The organism is Cryptosporangium sp. NPDC051539, from assembly GCF_044454545.1.
Lineage (GTDB): Bacteria > Actinomycetota > Actinomycetes > Mycobacteriales > Cryptosporangiaceae > Cryptosporangium.
Window position 1 is genome coordinate 598,936 of the sequence record NZ_JBITDV010000001.1, and the last position, 17,226, is coordinate 616,161.

Annotated in this window: 15 protein-coding genes; 5 read left to right on the top strand and 10 right to left on the bottom strand. The window is 71.7% G+C overall.

The window, feature by feature from the left end; genetic code table 11:
• Position 1: 1 nt before the first annotated feature.
• Together ACIBZJ_RS02885 and ACIBZJ_RS02890 are read right to left on the bottom strand one after the other, a co-directional pair.
• Positions 2–1,228 (bottom strand): glycosyltransferase family 4 protein, encoded by a 1,227-nt coding sequence (locus tag ACIBZJ_RS02885; protein WP_395924790.1) that lies wholly within the window; start codon positions 1,226–1,228, stop codon positions 2–4.
• Between the two features lie 391 nt (positions 1,229–1,619).
• On the bottom strand, positions 1,620–2,720 hold the full coding sequence (locus ACIBZJ_RS02890) for a DUF3068 domain-containing protein (RefSeq protein WP_395924792.1): 1,101 nt from the start codon (positions 2,718–2,720) through the stop codon (positions 1,620–1,622).
• Positions 2,721–3,332: 612 nt separating this feature from the next.
• On the opposite strand from ACIBZJ_RS02890, the gene ACIBZJ_RS02895 reads away from it, so the two are divergent.
• Positions 3,333–3,650, top strand: coding sequence for a hypothetical protein (locus ACIBZJ_RS02895; RefSeq protein ID WP_395924794.1), 318 nt, complete (start codon positions 3,333–3,335; stop codon positions 3,648–3,650).
• Positions 3,651–3,715: 65 nt separating this feature from the next.
• Here the strand turns inward: ACIBZJ_RS02895 and ACIBZJ_RS02900 are convergent, their stop codons facing one another.
• Positions 3,716–4,381, bottom strand: coding sequence for a GntR family transcriptional regulator (locus ACIBZJ_RS02900; protein ID WP_395924796.1), 666 nt, complete (start codon positions 4,379–4,381; stop codon positions 3,716–3,718).
• 1,171 nt (positions 4,382–5,552) lie between these two features.
• Here ACIBZJ_RS02900 and ACIBZJ_RS02905 point away from each other — a divergent pair.
• From ACIBZJ_RS02905 to ACIBZJ_RS02920, 4 genes are all read left to right on the top strand, one after another.
• Positions 5,553–6,710, top strand: a complete 1,158-nt coding sequence (locus ACIBZJ_RS02905; RefSeq protein WP_395924798.1) for an acyl-CoA dehydrogenase family protein — start codon at positions 5,553–5,555, stop codon at positions 6,708–6,710.
• A gap of 28 nt (positions 6,711–6,738) precedes the next feature.
• Complete coding sequence (locus tag ACIBZJ_RS02910; RefSeq protein WP_395924800.1) at positions 6,739–8,007, top strand: M50 family metallopeptidase; 1,269 nt, start codon at positions 6,739–6,741, stop codon at positions 8,005–8,007.
• A gap of 65 nt (positions 8,008–8,072) precedes the next feature.
• Positions 8,073–8,858: a hypothetical protein gene (locus ACIBZJ_RS02915; RefSeq protein ID WP_395924802.1), complete on the top strand. Its 786-nt coding sequence runs from the start codon at positions 8,073–8,075 to the stop codon at positions 8,856–8,858.
• A complete protein-coding gene (locus ACIBZJ_RS02920; protein ID WP_395924803.1) occupies positions 8,858–11,203 on the top strand; it encodes a hypothetical protein in 2,346 nt (781 codons plus the stop codon). Before ACIBZJ_RS02915 ends, ACIBZJ_RS02920 begins: the two co-directional genes overlap by 1 nt.
• A gap of 24 nt (positions 11,204–11,227) precedes the next feature.
• Here the strand turns inward: ACIBZJ_RS02920 and ACIBZJ_RS02925 are convergent, their stop codons facing one another.
• From ACIBZJ_RS02925 to ACIBZJ_RS02955, 7 genes are all read right to left on the bottom strand, one after another.
• Entirely contained in the window at positions 11,228–11,833 is a 606-nt protein-coding gene (locus ACIBZJ_RS02925) for a TIGR03086 family metal-binding protein (RefSeq protein WP_395924805.1), read from the bottom strand.
• 64 nt (positions 11,834–11,897) lie between these two features.
• Positions 11,898–13,067, bottom strand: a complete 1,170-nt coding sequence (locus ACIBZJ_RS02930; protein ID WP_395925990.1) for a thiolase family protein — start codon at positions 13,065–13,067, stop codon at positions 11,898–11,900.
• 29 nt (positions 13,068–13,096) lie between these two features.
• A complete protein-coding gene (locus tag ACIBZJ_RS02935) occupies positions 13,097–13,525 on the bottom strand; it encodes a Zn-ribbon domain-containing OB-fold protein (RefSeq protein ID WP_395924807.1) in 429 nt (142 codons plus the stop codon).
• 16 nt (positions 13,526–13,541) lie between these two features.
• A complete protein-coding gene (locus ACIBZJ_RS02940; protein ID WP_395924809.1) occupies positions 13,542–14,564 on the bottom strand; it encodes an LLM class flavin-dependent oxidoreductase in 1,023 nt (340 codons plus the stop codon).
• 70 nt (positions 14,565–14,634) lie between these two features.
• Positions 14,635–15,228, bottom strand: a complete 594-nt coding sequence (locus tag ACIBZJ_RS02945; protein WP_395924811.1) for a TetR/AcrR family transcriptional regulator — start codon at positions 15,226–15,228, stop codon at positions 14,635–14,637.
• Positions 15,225–15,815, bottom strand: coding sequence for a TetR/AcrR family transcriptional regulator (locus ACIBZJ_RS02950; protein ID WP_395924813.1), 591 nt, complete (start codon positions 15,813–15,815; stop codon positions 15,225–15,227). Before ACIBZJ_RS02950 ends, ACIBZJ_RS02945 begins: the two co-directional genes overlap by 4 nt.
• A 15-nt stretch (positions 15,816–15,830) precedes the next feature.
• Positions 15,831–17,054 carry a cytochrome P450 gene (locus ACIBZJ_RS02955; RefSeq protein ID WP_395924815.1) on the bottom strand — a complete coding sequence of 408 codons (1,224 nt, stop codon included), beginning with the start codon at positions 17,052–17,054 and terminating at the stop codon, positions 15,831–15,833.
• Between the last annotated feature and the right edge of the window lie 172 nt (positions 17,055–17,226).

Consider the following 17,226-nt stretch of genomic DNA (forward strand, 5'->3'; position numbering starts at 1 on the left):
GTCAGGCTCCCTTCACCGCGGACATCGCGTCCGCATAGGCAGTGACCGTCGCACGGGCGACGGAGATCCAGCTGTACCGCTCCTCGGCCCGCGCGCGGCCGGCCGCACCCAGGCGGGCACGCTCGGCGGGCGAGCGGAGCAGCGCGTCGATCGCGGTGACCAGCGCACCGGCGTCGCCCGGCTCCACCAGCACCCCGGCGTCGCCGATGACCTCGGGTAACGCTCCGGCCCGGCTGGCCACGATCGGGGTTCCACAGGAGAGACCCTCGACGGTCGGCAGCGAGAACCCCTCGTAGAGCGAGGGGACGCACATGATCTCGGCCGAGCCGAGGAGCGCGGCGAGCTCCGCGTCGGAGAGCCCGGTGCGGACCGTCACGCAGTCGGTGAGGCCGAGCTCGGCGATCCGCCGTTCGGTCGCGCCTCCCGGCTCGAGCGCCGAGACGAGCTGCAGCTCGACCGGGTGGTCGACGCGCAGCTTCGCGATCGCGTCCAGCAGATAAGCGACGCCCTTCAGCGGACGGTCGGCGCTGGCGACCGCGACGATGCGGCCGGGGACGCGCTCGGCGGCCGGACGGAAGACGTCGACGTCGACACCGAGCGGCACCACGCGGAACCGGCCGGGCGGAAGTTTGAAGTCGGCCACCGCGTCGGCACTGGCCACGTCGGAGACGCCGATCAGCATCGGCAGCCGGCGGGCCACCCGCGCCTGCATGCGGACGAAGCCGTACCAGCGGGAGATGCCGTACTTCTTGCGCAGCGGCGCGGCGGAGAGTTCGACCCTGCGGTCGCGGCTGATCGGGTGGTGCAGCGTCGCGACCAGGGGAATCCCCCGGCGCTTGAGCGAGAGCAGGCCGTACCCGAGCGACTGGTTGTCGTGCACCACGTCGAAGTCGGCGGCGCGGGTGCGCATCAACCGCGCGACCCGGTAGCTGAACGCCAATGGCTCGGCGAACGTCCCGGTCTTCGTCGTGAGGTACTCGAGGACGTCGTAGCGGTCGCGCAGATCGCGCCGCCGGATGCGGCGGGGAAAGTCGGGGCCCCCGAACAGATCGAGGCTCGGGACCTTCGTGAGTTTCACCCGCGGGTCGAGCTCCTCCGGATAGGGTTGGCCCGAGAACACCTCTACCTGGTGTCCCAGCTCGACCAGACCCCGACTCAGGTAACGGACGTATACCCCCTGGCCACCGCAGTGCGGTTTACTGCGGTACGAGAGCAAGCCGATTCGCACACCCACCTCCTCTGTACCGAGCTGGCTATTCACGTCGAGGCCGGTAGGAAACCGGCATACGCCAGTGTAAGTAGAATTCGATTTCTCGGTGCAGATTCGGCAAAATCTCTTCGTCTGTAACGGGCGCGCTAACCGGCGGATGAAATTCCGTCGCCGAATTCCCACTCTTGGTACACACCCGTACCCGAGCTGCTAATGGCGATTCGGCGCAATGAGGTGGGTCACAGAGAAAATCGGCCGACGGGCCCGGGGGCGTCGGCCGTGTCGGCGCGTGGGCGCTGCCGGCCGCCTGCGCAGCAGAGGGGAGATCCAGCGGGTCGCCGACCACGAAGTCGGCCTGCTCGTCCCGCGGTTGCGGGACGAGCAGGCCGACGGTCGCCGAGCCGCTGACCTACGCGGCGGCGTGCTTCGACCGGCGCGGGCGGCCGATGACGAACGCGACGACGAAGAACGCCAGACCGAGCAGCACCAGCACGATCGACGCCCGGCTGCGCAGCCACGGCAGCAGCGCGGCGGCCTGCCTCGCCTCGGTGAGCGTGTCGCCGCTCATCGGGACGCCCTTCAGGTTCGCGTCGAACGCGGTCAGCGACTTGCCCTCGTAGACGTACTCCTGGGTGATGTCGTCGTCGACCAGGATCACGTTCCCGGAGGCCGGCTCGATGTAGTACGTCTTCGAGTCGGTGTACCAGGCCTCGGCGTCGACGCTCGGCTCCGTGGAGTCGAACAGGCCGCCGGGTAGTTCCATCGAGCCGGCCCTCTGCCGCTCGACGTTGGTCTTGAACACGTACGTGTCGATGCCCTGGCGGGTGGCTTCGCCGACGTAGTTCGCGGTGACCGACCGCTCGATGTTGACGTCCCAGACCTGGTACGAGTGCTTCTCGACCTCGAACGGCCAGGCGACGTAGCCCTGGTGCTTGAGCGGCTTGCCGGCCGGCTCCTCCAGCGACGAGACGATCCGGTCACCGCAGCAGTTCGTCAGCACGGCGTTGTGCGGGTCGACCGAGATCCGCTCGACCCGTGCGTTGACCATGCCGTGACCCGGTACCGATATCTCGGTCGCGAGATCCCAGACGTTGTTGTCGTCGCTGTCGTCGGCGTCGGGCGCCTTCGCCATGTAGTTCGTGACCGTGACGTCGACGTCCTCCAGCAGGCGGGCGCCGGCCGGGTCGTTCGCGTCCGGCATCAGGATCTTCGCGCCGGTCGCCCGCAGTTGCTGCTGCTGCTGCGGGTCGGAAGGCAGCAGCGCGACGCGCGGATACACGTAGAGCGGCAGCAAGACCGCCACGACCAGGAAGAACACGCCGAGCCCGATCAGGACGCTGCGCAGAATGCGGTGCGGCCGGGGCGGCTCGCCGGACGCGTACGCGCGCGCGGGCAACGGCTGCGTCGGTGGAGCGGCCGGTGTGGACGGCGGGGGTGGCGGCGCCGAGTGCGGGGGCGGTGGGGTCGCGACCCGCTCGCCCGTGAGGCTCGGGTCAGAAGCAGCAGTCATTGGACACCAATCCGATCGCCGTTGATCCAGATACTTCAGCTGCGGAGGGAGCATGGTGCGGAGGGAGCATGGTGCGGGGGCTGCCGTGGACTCGCGTTCGCACCGATGCGCTGCGGGCCTCGGCGTACGGGCGGAAGGGGACTCAGCCGCCACGGCGTGGGCGAATAGTAGAACTGGAGTTCATGTTCGGTCAACAGTTCGCAAAACTACTGAAACGGTTCGGGTCATCCGATTTAGCGGTGCCTTAGCCGGGAGACGGCGTCTACCCGAGTTCAGTCAGCTTTCTCGCGTTCGTGTTCCCGAGCAAGCGCTTGGGAAAGTAAATACTGTATAAACTATCTACCTCGACGTTCTCGCCTTCCGTACCAGGGTTGCGGGCCTGGAGCGACCGATCCTCCGCCCGGCCGAGCTCGGCCCGCACGCCGCTGACCTCGGTACAGAGGTGATCACGGCCGAGCTGTCCGGGATGATCACGCCTCCGGGACGGCGGGGCCGATCGTCGAGGCACCTCCGCGCGGGGTGGTGCAGGCGATGCGGCCGGGCGGGCCGGCGCGGCCCGCCGTTCGGGACCCGACGCGGCGGGTCACCGACTCCTTCCGACCGCGGAGGCCGGTGAAGTGCCGCCGCTTCCGGCCGGTGGGCCAGAGTTCGTCGCGTACCGACCGGCATCCGCGCCGATCCGTTGTTCGGCGCGCCCTGGGCGTCCTTGCCGCGGCGCTGGAGGCTCGGGCCGCGGCGCTGGAGGCTCGGGCCGCGGCGCTGGAGGCTCGGGCCGCGGCGCTGGAGGCTCGGGCCGCGGCGCTGCGGGCTCGGGCCGCGGCGCTGCGGGCTCGGGCCGCGGCGCTGCGGGCTCGGGCCGCGGCGCTGCGGGCTCGGGCCGCGGGTGCCGGGTCATCCGGTCCGACGCCGTTCGCGCCGGTACCGCGCTGACGCCGGGCCCGAGCCGCTTCCCGACGAGCAGCTGGCGGAGCCGGCTAGGACGCTGGCGAAGCCGGCTAAGAGAGGAGGCCGCGGTCGGCGAGGAGGTCGACGACGCTGTCGGTTTCCGCGCGCAGCAATTCGACCAGCGCGGCCTCGGCCCCGGGGCCGTCACCGGCCTTCAGCGCCTTGAGGACCGTCCGGATCCCCCGCTTGTGGATGCGGACGACCCCCGGCACCTCGGCGAAGAAGTTGCCCGGGACGATGTTCGTGGTGATCACCCTGGCGACCGCGGAGATGCGGCGCGAGCTCGCCATCAGCAGCAACTGCCGCAGGAACGCGGTGTTCAGCGCGCCGAACCGGTCGGCGTCGGTGGTGGCCTGCAGCTCCTTGGCGATGGTGCCGAGCGTCGTCAGGCCCTCGTCGGACCCACGCTCGACCGCCCGCCGCGCGGCCAGCCCGTACATCATGCCGAGCAGCTCGTAGTGGTCGCGAACCGAGTTCTCGTCGAGCCCGTTGACGAACGCGCCCAGGTGCGGACGGGACGTCACCCAGCCCTCGCGGTCGAGCGCGATGACCGCTTCCCGCACCGGGACGCGACTGACCCGCAGCTCGGCCGCGATCTCGTCTTGCGGGACCCGCTCACCGGCGCGCAGGCGCCGGTCGAAGATCATCCGCCGGATGTGGGCGGCCACCTGCTGCGCGCTGGTCGGCCGGGACAGACCACCGGCCTCTTCGGCCACGAAGTCGACGTCCGTGCTCGCCGCTTCTGTTCGCGTGACGATCGTGGACCTCCTCCGTCGGCTCGGCTATATACATTATACTACGCTGCTCCGACCGCTCCGAGGCACGTCAGGCCGACGACGCCCGGGTTCTGGTGGTGGACGCCGAGCCCCTGGCGTCTCGGGCCGGCGGTTCGGCGGACGGGCCGATCGGGCGCTCCGCTCCCCCGGCGGCGTCCTGCGCGGGGTTCGCCGCGCCGGCCGACGCCCCGGGCCGAGCACCAGGTTGCGCCCGCGCGGGTCTCCGCGACCTCGTCGAACCGTTCGGCCCGGCGGCCCGGGCCGGGCATCGTTGGAGGTAGCCGGGCGACTCCCCGCGCCCGCTTGCTCGCGCGCAGCGCCTGCTCGCGCACCGCGCCTGCTCGCGCACCCGCCTACTGGCGCACCCGCCTACTGACGCGCCCGCCTGCCCGCGCACCACGCCTGCCCGCGCACCACGCCTGCCCGCGCACCACGCCTGCCCGCGCACCACGCCTGCCCGCGCACCACGCCTGCCCGCCACGCCGTGTCTGCGGGCCGAGGGGCCGCCGCCGACGTCGCCCGCCCGGACCACTGGTCGAGATCGCCCGCCCGGATGGCGTCCCCCAGGCGGTTCCGGTGGCGGGGAGCCCGGTGGAGCCGTCGGCGGCGCCGGAACGACGGCCGCCGGGGATCGGCGAGCACACCGCCGAGGCCCTGACCAACCGGGCCTTCCCGACGACGAGATCCCCCGCGTGGCAGGCCGCCGGTATCGACCGTCCTCAGCCGACCAGGGGGTGAAGCGCCCGGCCCGGGGGCGCGTCGGTGGATCCCCGGGCCGGGGCGAACTCGGGAGGCGCGACTCCTCCGGCGGAAGTCCGAACAGCCCGATCGCGGTGCCGCGCGCGACCGTGCGGATCTGCTCGGCGACTGCTCCTCGACCGACGCCGGCCAGGTGCCGCACAGGCGCCACACGGGCGCCGTACAGACGCCGTCCTGATGCGGGTAGCCGACCTCGGCCAAGAACGTCGTCGGCCCCGACGCCTCGGCACCGACGCACTCGATCACCCCGGTACCCACTCGATCCCCGAAGAAACAAGCCGACACCTGCCGATGCGATCTCCCGCCCGCGCGACGAGGATGGCAGTGCCCGCTGACGAACCGAAGGAGCTCCATGGACGCCGCTGACCTGGCTGACATCGTCGACGCGGTACGCACGTTCGTGCGCAACGAGGTCGTCCCGCGGGAAGAGGAGATCGACGCCACCGACACGATCCCGGAGTCGATCGTCGAGGCCTGCAAGGCGATGGGTCTGTACGGCTTCTCGATCCCCGAGCAGTACGGCGGCCTCGGGCTGACCGTCTCCCAGGAGGCCGAGCTCGTCTTCGAGCTCGGCTGGACGACCCCGGCGCTGCGCTCGCTGTTCGGCACGAACAACGGCATCGCCGGGCACGTGCTGCTCGAGGGCGCCACCGGGGAACAGCGGAAGGCGTGGCTGCCGCGGCTCGCGTCCGGAGAGGTCACGGCATCGTTCGGCCTCACCGAGGCCGACGCCGGGTCGGATCCGTCGGCGCTCTCGACCAGGGCCCGGCTCGACGGCTCGCAGTGGGTGCTCAACGGCTCCAAGCGGTACATCACGAACGCGCCGGTCGCCGACGTGCTGATGATCTTCGCGCGCACCGACCCGGACGCGGTCGGCAACCGCGGGATCTCGACGTTCCTCGTCCCGGCCGGCACACCGGGCGTCACGATCGGGCCGCCCGACCGGAAGATGGGCCAGTTCGGCGCCCACACCGCCGACGTCCACCTCGACGACGTCGTCGTCCCGCTGGACGCGGTCGTCGGCGGCGACGAGGGTGTGAACAACGGGTTCCGGATCGCGGCGCGATGCCTCGCGCACGGCCGCGTGCAGATCGCGGCGCTCTGCGTCGGGATGGCGGCCCGGCTGGTGCACGAATCGGTCGAGTTCGCACGGACCCGGGAGCAAGGCGGGGCGCCGATCGCCCGGTTCCAGCTGATCCAGGGCCTGATCGCCGACTCGGTCACCGACCACTACGCCGGCCGGGCGCTCGTCCTCGACGTCGCGAAGAACTACGACGGCGGGACCGACAAGATCAGCGGGCCGTCCGCGGCGAAGTACTTCTGCTCCGAGATGGTCGGACGCGTCGCGGACCGCGCGGTGCAGATCCACGGCGGCGCCGGCTATCTGCGCGGGGTCGCGGTCGAGCGCTTCTACCGGGACGCGCGCCTGTTCCGCATCTACGAGGGCACCAGCCAGATCCAGCAGGTCATCCTGGCCCGCCAGGCCCTCGGAGCAGCCGCACGGGCCTAACTGGACCGGCCCGGATACCGTGCGCGGCATGGTGGTCGTGGGCATCGCGCTGTTCGCGTTCGGGATCCTGGTCTCGCTCGGCCTGCACGAGGCCGGGCACGCGCTGGCGGCCCGCGCCTTCGGGATGAGAGTCACCCGGTTCTTCGTCGGGTACGGCCGGACGCTCTTCTCGTTCCGACGCCGGGAGATCGAGTACGGCGTGAAGGCCATCCCGGCCGGGGCGTTCGTCACGATCGTCGGCATGGTCCGCCAGGACTCCACCGACCCGGAGACCGACGACCCCAAGGCCATGTGGCGCTTCCCGGTCTGGAAGCGGACGGCGGTGATGGCCGCGGGGATCGGCGCGAACGTACTGTTCGGCATCGTGCTGCTCTGGGGCGTGTTCGCGTTCGTCCCGCTGCCCGACAGCCACGGGCTGCAGACCGAACCGGTCACGCTGGCCGCGGTCTCCGAGTGCGTCGAAACGACGTTCAGCGTCGACGCGGCGACCGGGCGGCAGAACGCCTGCCGTCCCGGTGCCGACCCGGCGAGCGCCGCCTCCCGGCTCGGGCTGCGCCCCGGTGACGTGATCACGACGATCGACGGGCGGCCGGTGCGCGGGTGGGACACCGTGGCCGATCGCGTCCACGCGGCCGGCGGGCGGACGATCACCGTCGGCTACGAACGGGACGGCCGCGCCCGCACCGGCTCGGTGCCGGTCCCGGTGGCCGAGCAGGTGCGGCCGGAGGTCCTCGCCGACCCGAAACGCACCGCGAGTTCGATCACCGCCGACGACCTCGAGCGGGTCGGCGTCCTCGGGATCACGCCGCGGATCCCGGAGAGCACCGCCGGGCCCGTTGGCGCGATCGGGCTCACGACCAGGCAGACCACCGCGATGATCGGCGGCACGTTCAGCTCGCTCGCGCACCTGCCGCAGCGGATCCCGGCGCTGTGGGCCTCGCTCACCGGCGGCGAGCGGCAGACCGACTCCCCGGTCAGCCTCGTCGGCGCCAGCCACCTCGGCGGCCAGCTGGCCGACCGCGGCCAGTGGGCGTCGTTCGTGCTCCTGCTGGCCGGACTGAACTTCTTCCTGGCCGCGTTCAACCTGCTGCCGCTGCTGCCGCTGGACGGCGGGCACCTCGCGATCATGTGGTTCGAGCGGGCGCGGTCCTGGATCTGGGCGCGGCTCCGGCGTCCGGACCCGGGCTTCGTCGACTACTACAAGCTGGCGCCGCTGACGTACGTGGCGATCCTGCTGTTCGCGGCATTCACGCTGCTCACCGTGGCCGCGGACGTGGTGAACCCGATCGCGATCTGAGCCCGAGCACGGTTTTCAGTGGCTGCACGGACGTGGTGGTGCCCGAACGATGTCAGCCTCAAGTCATGGATCTGGACGTTCGGAATCAGAATCAGGTCGCCGGGCATTCGGTCGTCCGGGCCGACCTGGGAGTCGGCGGCCGGCAACTCGTCGTCCTCTCCGGAACCGCGATTCCGGCGTGGAAGATCGACGACGAGTCCACCCACCGTGACTCGTGCCGGGTGCTCCTCCACGAACCGGCCGAGAGTCTGGAACAGTCGACCGTCCACGTCGGTCTGGCCAGCATCCAGAACGAGGACACCGAGTACGTCTTCGCCGCCGATCAGGCCACACTGCAGGTCGACTCCACCGGCGAGCTGGTCCTGGTCACCAATCTCGCCCTGATGGGCGAGGCCTCGTTCCTCCACCGCTTCTCCTACCAGGTCGTGCTCACCAACCGGATCGTGACGACCGAGATCACCGGCACGCTGTCGTGGCCCACCCGGTTCCTCCGCCCGTCGTCGGCCACCCCGGCGGGCGTCTCCGGCGTCTTCACGATCACCGCGAACCTCCGGACGACGACGCCGGGCGGCGGGCCGTTCGGCGGCACGATCGAGCATCTCGTTCCGGTGGCGCCGGGCCACATCGTCTCGGTGACGATCGCGGACGACACCTGCCACGCGATCTACCGCATTCCCGAACCGCCGAAGAACCAGCAGCTCAAGGTGACCGTCGTCCAGCAGGGCATGCACGGTCCGGGGCAGGTCACGATGGAGCCGGTCGGCTTCGAAAGCAACATCCTCACGCTGAGCGTCGCTCAGCCGTCCCGATCGAACGTCGACTTCGTCGCCGCCACGTTGGCCGTGTCCTGATGAACGGTTCGGTGCTCAACCCGTTCCCGACGTCGGTCGACGCTTACTCACATCTGCCCTACCTGTATCCGCTGGCCGAGCCGCCGGCGTCGGTCGTGAAGATTCCGGTGGCCGGCCCGGCGCCGTTCACCACGCTCGCCGTGATCCGTACCCGGGTGCACCTCGTCCCGGTGATGAGGTTCGCCGACGGCGTCACCAAGCGTGACACGCTCCAGGTGGCCACCGGGCTCTTCCTCGACGGCTTCGACCCGGCCCGGCCGGAGCACCGCCAGGTGGTCCACTCGAGCAGCGGCACGCTGCGGATGATGCAGATCAGCGCCGAAGTGGACGTGTTCACGGACGACAACACCGATTTCACGATCGCGATCGACTCCATCGCGGCCGCGTCCACCGTGAGCGACCAGGGCCAGTGGGTGCTGACGTTCGACGTCGCGACGGCATTCGTCCAGACCTGGGCGACGGCCGCGGCCGAGATCAGCAGTTGGGTGCTGTGCGTCGAAGGCGCACCTCCGGCCGGTCCGGGGTCCGGAGGAGCCGTCGACCCGGTGCCGGTGGCGACCCAACTGCGGGCCGCCGAGTCCCGCCAGAACGCGCTCGCGGCGTTCCTCGCCGCCGGCAAGGTGCGCAATGCGCTGTTCCTCCTCCCCGAGACGCTCGCCGCCTACCGCCAGTACGCCGGGCTGCCCAGCGCCGACGTGATGCGCGCGGCGTCGAACCTGACCGCGCTGTCGGCGCAGCTGGCCACCGCCGACCAGCTCGGCCCGGCCGTCGACACCCAATCGGCCGAGGTCGACATCGTCGCGGGCCACACCCCGTCGGCCGGGCAGACCACGCTGTTCGGGCTGGCCCTGGCCGAGGGACGGCACTCGCTGTTCACCCGCCTCGTGAACGCCGGCCGGGTGGCCGACGCACTGCCCCTGGTGCCGGCGGCGATCGCCGACTACCGCCGGTACGCCACCCTTCCGGACGCCGACGTGATGCGCGCGGCCGCGGATCTCACCACGCTCTCCGGCCAGGCGGCCACCCTGGGACAGCTGGACACCGCCGTCGACGTGCAGCGGGCCGAGGTCGACATGCTCACCACGTTCGCGTCACCGGCCACGCTGTTCGGGCTGGCGCTGGCCGAGGGACGGCACTCGCTGGTCACCCGGCTCGTCGCCGCCGGACGCGTCGACGAGGCCCGGTCGCAGGCACCCGAGACGATCGCCGACTACCAGCGGTACGCCGCACTGCCGGGCGCGGACGTCTCCCGCGCCCGCGGAGACCTGCTGCAGCTGAGCGGGCAACTGGCCCGGATCGGCGACGACGCCGGCGCGCGGGCCGCCGCGGCCGCCGCCGCGGGCCTGGTCGGGCTGACCATCCGGATCGACACCGGTCAGCTCACCTATCCGAAGTTCCTCATCCCCGGGATCACCCCGGCCGAGGTCGACGGCTCGACGCCCGCGGTGCTGTCGCTGGCCCCCGGGACCTACGGATTCCAGCAGATGAGCGGCGTCATCTCCGACCTGCGGTTCACCGTCCGGGACGACGGAACCCTCGACTACGACCCCCGGTTCGACGCCTACGCCGGCGGTCGCGGAACCACGACGCTGATCGTGCGGGGGGTGCCGGTCACGGTCGACACCAGCGCGCTCTCGCACGGCTTGCTGCCGATGATCCTCGGGGGCACGGCGCTCGACCCGGGCGTCCACGACCTGCGGCTCGTGCCCGCCGCCGGACATCGCTTCCAGCCCGCCAGCGGCATCGTCGCGGACTTCACGATGGACGTCACCAGCGACGGCACCGTCGAGACGGACCCGCGGTTCGCCGGTTTCGCCCACACCGACGGGGCACGGCTGACGATCACCGGTTACCCGATCACGCTCGACTTCGCCGCGCTCTCGCACGGGCTGCTGCCGATGCTGCTCGGCTGGGCCGGCCCGAGCCTGCCGCCGGGCGTGCACGAGCTCTCGATCATCCCGGGTGAGCACTACCGGTTCCAGCCGGCGAGTGGTGTGGTGGCCGACTTCGACATCAGCGTCTCGCCCGCCGGTGACCTGACGATCGACACCCGCTTCGACGGGTTCGCCCGCGTCTCCGCGCGTACCGTGACGATCCCCGGCTACGTCGTCACGATCGACAGTGCGGCCGTCTCGTTCTTCCTGACGCCGATCCTGCTCGACTTCGCCGGTGGGACGCTCGCCCCCGGACTCAACGACCTCACGCTGATTCCGACCGCGATCGGCGCCTACGCGTTCCGTTCCAGCGCCGACATCCTCGACCCGCTCCTGGCCCTGGACACGGGCGGCGCCCTCACGCTCGCCCAGTTTCCCGACGGCGTCACCGCCCGCCGCCGGACCGAATGAGCAGAACCCGGCACCGGCCGGTCCCTACCGCGGTGCGGGCGCCGCGCCGTTCGGGTGACGACCGGCGCGGTGCAGGAGGACGTCCTGCGCGGACGCGCCGGGCGGAGCGGTGCCGGGCGGGGCGAAGAAGCGGTCGAGATCACCCAGACCCGCATAGATGTCGGGCAGATACCGCTGGGCCCAGCGGACCTGCGCCGGATCCAGCGTCTCGTCGGCCGAAAGCGCGCGGGCCAGGTCCCAGGTGTGGATCACCGAGTCGAGGGTCCGCACGGCCAGGATCTGCTCACCGGCGACCCGGCCCAGCGGGTGGTCCACCGGTCGCCGCAACGCCCCCGGCGAGGCGAACGCCGCCGCGCAGGCGCACGCCGACCGCGCGAACGCCGCCGGCGGATCCGCACCCAGGGCGTCGGCGTCGCGCAGGCGAACGAACTCCGCCGCCGTGCCGCCCCGCACCAGCGCGACGTAGTTGAGGTTCCCGCGCGTCATGTGGTTCACCAGCGCGCGGACGTCCCACTCCGCGCACGGCGTCGGCCACTCCCACTGGCCCGGACCGATCGCTCGCAGCCGCCGTTCGAAGTCCGCACCGGCCGCGACGAACCGTTCGATCAGACCTTCGGCGTAGTCGCTCACCCGACGAGCGTGCCGCTACCCCGGCGCAACCGCTGGCGGAAATCGGCCGTCACGGCGCCCCCGTTCAGGCAATCGCCGACTTCTCCAGGATGTGGACTCCGCACGCCGAGCCCAGGCCGATGACGTGGGCCAGACCCACCCGGGCACCCTCGATCTGGCGCGGACCGGCCTCGCCGCGCAGGTGGGTCGCCACCTCCCAGACGTTCGCGATGCCGGTCGCGGCGATCGGGTGCCCCTTCGACTGCAGGCCGCCGGACACGTTCACCGGCGTCTTCCCGTCCCGCCACGGCGCACCCGACCGGAAGAAGTCCACTGCCCCGCCGGGCTCGCACAGCATCAGGTTGTCGTAGTGCACCAGTTCGGCGGTCGCGAAGCAGTCGTGCAACTCGACCAGGTCGAGCGCGTCCGGCCCGAGGCCCGCCGCCTCGTAGGCCTGGGTGGCGGCGTTGCGGGTCAGCGTGTTGACGTCCGGCAGCACCTGGCAGGACTCGCTCCAGGGGTCGCTGGTGAGCACCGACGCGACGATCTTCACCGCCCGCCGCTGCTGCTCCAAGGACAGCCGCCGAAGCGCCGAGTCGCCGATCACGACCGCCGCCGCCGCGCCGTCGGTGTTCGCCGAGCACATCGGCCGGGTGTTCGGGTACGCGATCATGACGTCGTTCATGATCTGCTCGAGGCTCATCTTCTTCTGGTACGCGGCCAGTGGATTGAGCGTCGAGTGGGCGTGGTTCTTCTCGCTGATGCGCGCGAACAGCTCGAACGACGTGCCGCCGTACTTGTGCCCGTACTCCATGCCGACCTGCGCGAACACCCCGGCCATCGTCTCGGTGCCGATCCGCCCGTCGACGGTGCCGACCGCGCCGTCCCGGCCCGACCGGGTCCAGGCGCCGGTGGTCTCCCGGCGCGGCCGGGCCCCCAGCAGCCCGGCGCCGGAGAGCTTCTCGACGCCCACCGCGAGACCCAGATCGGCTTCCCCGGCCTTGATCGCCATGCAGACCGTCCGCAGCGCGGTGGCGCCGGTCGCGCAGGCGTTGGCCACGTTGTAGACCGGGATGCCGGTCTGCCCGATCTGCTTCTGCAGCGGCTGGCCGATGCCACCGCCGCCGAGGAGGTTGCCCGCGGCGAGCACACCGATCTGCTTCATCGTGACCCCGCCGTCGGCGAGCGCGCCGAGCGCCGCTTCCGCCGCCAGGTCGACCAGGTCCTCGTCCGGATGCTTGCCGAACTTCGTCATGTGGATCCCGAGGAGCCAGAGGTCATCCGTCACTTTTCGGCCCTCCCCGAAGGCGTGAACGCGTAGTTGACGGCTTCGACGCCGTCGTCGTCGGTTCCGACGACCGTCGTCGTCAGGTCGACCTTCATCCCCAGTCGGACGTGGTCCGGGTCCGGAGCCACGTCGGTCAGATTCGTCCGGACGCTCGTCCCGTCGCAGTCGACGATCGCCGCGACGAACGGCACCGGGACGCCGGGCGCGGCGAACGTGACGATCGTGAACGCGCGGACCTCACCGGTCGTGGCGACCGGAACGCGGCGGAAGCCGGTGCCGCCGCAGCGGGCACAGGCGTTGCGGCGGCCGAAGTAGCGCGCCTCGCAGCCGGTGCACTCCTCGGCGAGGAGGTGGGGTTCCGGGTCCAGGACCAGGTAGTCGACGAACGGGATGCGTGCGGCGGTGAGGCGGACGTCACCGGGCATGGGCAGTCCTTTCCGGTCAGGTGGGGCTCTCGTTTCGCCACGCCGACGCCGCGGGCCGCCCCGCCTCGGCGAACGCGGTGATCTCGCCGAGCACGTCCGGACCCGAGGCGGCGAACACGACCTCGGTGATGGCGTTCGTCGCCGCGTCGGCGAGGCGGGCCTGGATCGCGTCCCGGTCGCCGGTCCAGCCGCTGGAGAGAATCATCGGGCCGGCCTCGGCGATCGCGGCCCGGTCGCGGTCGGTCAGGAGCATGCCGTGGCCCTCGTGCACCGCCAGGTGCCGCTCGTCCTCCGGACGCGCCGCCTCCATCGCCGACCGCCACTCCGGCCCCCCGGGAACGCCGTCGAGGGCCTCGGGGAACATCTCCCAGATCCCGTGGTACATCGTCGCGAACCAGGGACCGGCGGCCCGGATCAACCGTTCGCTGGTGTCGTCCTCGCCCGGGCGGACCACGGTTCCGCTGACCAGCAGCGCGGTCTCGGCCCAGCCGGCGACCGGGCGGTTCGGCGGCAGCATCAGCATCACACCGTCGACCCCGAGCTGCCTCGCGGCCGCGAAACCCTTCGGGCCGCCGGGCGCCGCCCAGAGCGGCGTCGCGATCGGACGCGGTGGCGCCCAGCCGTCGGGGTGCAGCAGCTGGCACGGCTTGCCGTCGATCTCGACGACGCCACCGTCGAGGAGAGTGCGGACCTGACGGACGTACGTGGCGAGGTCGGCCCAGCGCATCGCCTTCTGCCCGAGCGTCCGCCTGGCGGTGAAGCCGGTGCCGAACGCGGTGGTCAGCCGCCCCGGGGCGAGGTCTTCGACGGTCGCGATCGCGGACGCGGTCACCATCGGGTGCCGGAGGCTCGGCACCGCGACGCCGGCGCCGAACCCGACCCGGCCGGTGCCCTCGGCGATCCGGGCGAGCGCGATCCAGAGGTCGCCGTAGAGCGCCGGCGAGTCGAACACCCAGACCCGGTGGTACCCGAGTTCCTCGGCGGCGCGCGCGTACTCGACGATCCGCGGCGACGGGGGAAGGCCGAGGGAGAGCTTCATCGCACCTCCACTAGAAGGAGAATCCGAGACTAGTTCTCCGCGTGCGCGGCGCGCACGGAGATTCGTCGGTCTACGCCGCGAAGGCGGCGGTGAGGATCCGCGCGAACTCGGGCGCCGGCAGGCCCGCCGGGTCCTGGAGGTGGGCCGTCATCATGCTGGACGCGAGCTGGGACAGGGCGGCGGGATCGCCGTCGCGGACGTCGCCGGCGGCCTGGCCGGCCCGGAGCACGTCGGCGAAGAGCGCCATCGCCCCGGCGAAGCCCTCGCCGGTGGGCCCGAGGTCGCTGGGCGCGTCCTCCCCCGGCGACGCCAGCCGGACGGTGAGCAGCCCGTACGCCGGGAACCGCGCGAAGTACCCGCTGATCGCCGCGACCAGCGCGACCAGGTTGGCGACCCCGGCCGACGCCGGGTCGATCGCGGCGCGCATCCGCTCGATCAGCTCACCGCCGCGCCGGAACATCACCGCCCGGAGCAGCTCCTCCTTCCCGCTGAAGAACTGGTACAGCGCACCCACCGAGAACTCGGCCCGATCCGCGACCTGCTGCAGGCTCGTCGCCCGGTAGCCCTGGTGGCCGAACAGGTCCTCGGCGACGTCCAGGATCTGCTCGCGGGAGGTGGCGACGCGCAGCGCCCGGCGCCGCTCCCGGGGCGACGGTGACGTCACGCCGCGAACGCCCGCGTCACGATCTGCCGGAACACGTCGTCGGTGAGCGTCGGCCCCGGCTGCCCCAGCGACGCGTCGACCCGGTGGAACGCGGTGACCATTCCGGACAGCAGCCGCGCGAGCGCCCGCGGATCCCCGCTCCGGACGCGACCGGCCTCCTGCCCCTGCCGGATCGCGGTGGCGTACAGATCCATCGCCGTGCGGTAGTTGGCCTCGTGTGCGTCGTACCCGGCCGGTGCGTCCGACCCGGGTGAGTACACGCGCGCCGACAACCGCCCGAACGCCGGGTACCGGCGGTGGAACGCCACGACCGTCTCCACCAGCGGCAGTAGCCCGCCGGCCGAGGCGATCCGCATCTCGGCCAGCTGGACCCGGCCCCGGCGTTCCATCACGCCGCGCAGCAGTTCCTCCTTGCCGCGGAAGAACTGGTACAGCGCACCCACCGAGAACCCGGCCCGATCCGCGACCAGCTGCAGACTCGTCGCCCGGTAACCGTGGTCGCCGAACAGGTCCTCGGCGACGTCCAGGATCTGCTCGCGGCTCGCCGCGACCCGCTGCGCGCGGCGCTGCTCCCGGAGGCTGTCCATCCGGCGATTGTGCCATCATCGTCGCGGCACCCCCGGCGTGAACCGCACCGGTAGCTCCTTCAGCGCGTACACCGCGGACGCGTCGGCGAACCGGGTCGCCTCGCCGTCCGGCACGAAGTCGGGTAACCGGGCCAGGATCCGTTCGATCATCACCCGGAACATCACCCGGGCCAGGTTGGAGCCCAGGCAGCGGTGCTGTCCGACCCCGAACGCCAGGTGCCGGTTCGGCGCGCGCTCGAGATCGACGTCGGCCGGGCACTCGAACACGTTCGGGTCGCGGTTCGCCGCGGCCCAGGCCAGCAGGACCCGGTCTCCCTCGGCCAGCCGGACGCCACGCCAGTCGGTGTCGCGGCTGATCGTGCGGGCCAGGCCCTGCGTCGGGGTGCCGTGCCGCAGGAACTCCTCGGTCGCCGACCGCATCAGCTCCGGCCGCTCGATCAGCCGCTGCCGCAGCTCGGGGCGCTCGATCATCCGGAGCAGCGAGTTGCCGGCGAGGCCACTGGTCGTGTCCATGCCGCCGAAGAGCAGCAGCAGGAGGTAGCCGAACTGCTCCTCGATCGTCAGCGGCCGGCCCTCGACCGTGCCGTCGAGGATCGATCCGACGAGGTCGTCGGCCGGTGCGTTCCGCTGTTCGCGGGCACTGAGCTCGTCGAAGATCAGCGTGGTGACGCGCTCGGTCGCCTGCGCGCGGGTCATGCCGTACTCGTCGCCGTGGATGAACGTGTGGATCACCAGGACCCACTCGGGCCAGTTCGACTCGGCGAAACCGAGCAGGCGCAGGACGACGCGCGCGGGCAGCGGTGTCGTCAGCTGCGTGACCAGGTCGGCGTGACCGTCCTCGATGAACTCGTCGATCAGCTCGTCGGCGATCGCGCGGATCTGCGGCTCCAGCTCCACGGCCCGGGCCAGCGAGAGGAACCGGACGACGAGCCGGCGCATCGCACCGGTGAGTGGCGGGTCGGTGTGGATCGGCGGCAGCACCGTGGCCGGCCCGATGTCGCCGTCCCCCGCGCCGAACGGGATGTTCGTCCCCGGCGTGGACGTGAACAGCGCGTCGTCGCGAGTGGCCTCGAGCGTCGAGTCGTAGTCGGTCAGCAGCCAGAACCCGCCGTTCTCGGTCGACCAGGCGACCGGGCAGCGCTCACGCAGGTCGTCGTAGATCGCGTAGTTGGCGTCCCGGAACTCGGGCCCGTGCACGTCGAGCGCGATTTCGGGCCGCCCGCGGTCGGTCGAGGTCATCGGCGCGTCCTTTCTGAACGTTGATTCACCGCGGTACTCGACCTCGACTGCAGGCTGAGACCCCGATGACGACATCGAGCGGTTCTGGGCCCCGCACGGAGCAGCGCCGTGTGCGTCGCCGGCCGGGCCGTCCGGTGCGCGAAAGCACGTGACGGCCCAGCCCGGCGCCACC

Excerpts from the sequence above, each read along its gene's own strand:
- ACIBZJ_RS02950 (WP_395924813.1), bottom strand. The coding sequence starts at position 15,815 with ATGGACAGCCTCCGGGAGCAGCGCCGCGCGCAGCGGGTCGCGGCGAGC.
- ACIBZJ_RS02930 (WP_395925990.1), bottom strand. The coding sequence starts at position 13,067 with ATGACGAAGTTCGGCAAGCATCCGGACGAGGACCTGGTCGACCTGGCG.
- ACIBZJ_RS02890 (WP_395924792.1), bottom strand. The coding sequence starts at position 2,720 with ATGACTGCTGCTTCTGACCCGAGCCTCACGGGCGAGCGGGTCGCGACC.
- ACIBZJ_RS02910 (WP_395924800.1), top strand. The coding sequence starts at position 6,739 with ATGGTGGTCGTGGGCATCGCGCTGTTCGCGTTCGGGATCCTGGTCTCG.
- ACIBZJ_RS02915 (WP_395924802.1), top strand. The coding sequence starts at position 8,073 with ATGGATCTGGACGTTCGGAATCAGAATCAGGTCGCCGGGCATTCGGTC.
- ACIBZJ_RS02905 (WP_395924798.1), top strand. The coding sequence starts at position 5,553 with ATGGACGCCGCTGACCTGGCTGACATCGTCGACGCGGTACGCACGTTC.
- ACIBZJ_RS02940 (WP_395924809.1), bottom strand. The coding sequence starts at position 14,564 with ATGAAGCTCTCCCTCGGCCTTCCCCCGTCGCCGCGGATCGTCGAGTAC.
- ACIBZJ_RS02955 (WP_395924815.1), bottom strand. The coding sequence starts at position 17,054 with ATGACCTCGACCGACCGCGGGCGGCCCGAAATCGCGCTCGACGTGCAC.
- ACIBZJ_RS02935 (WP_395924807.1), bottom strand. The coding sequence starts at position 13,525 with ATGCCCGGTGACGTCCGCCTCACCGCCGCACGCATCCCGTTCGTCGAC.
- ACIBZJ_RS02920 (WP_395924803.1), top strand. The coding sequence starts at position 8,858 with ATGAACGGTTCGGTGCTCAACCCGTTCCCGACGTCGGTCGACGCTTAC.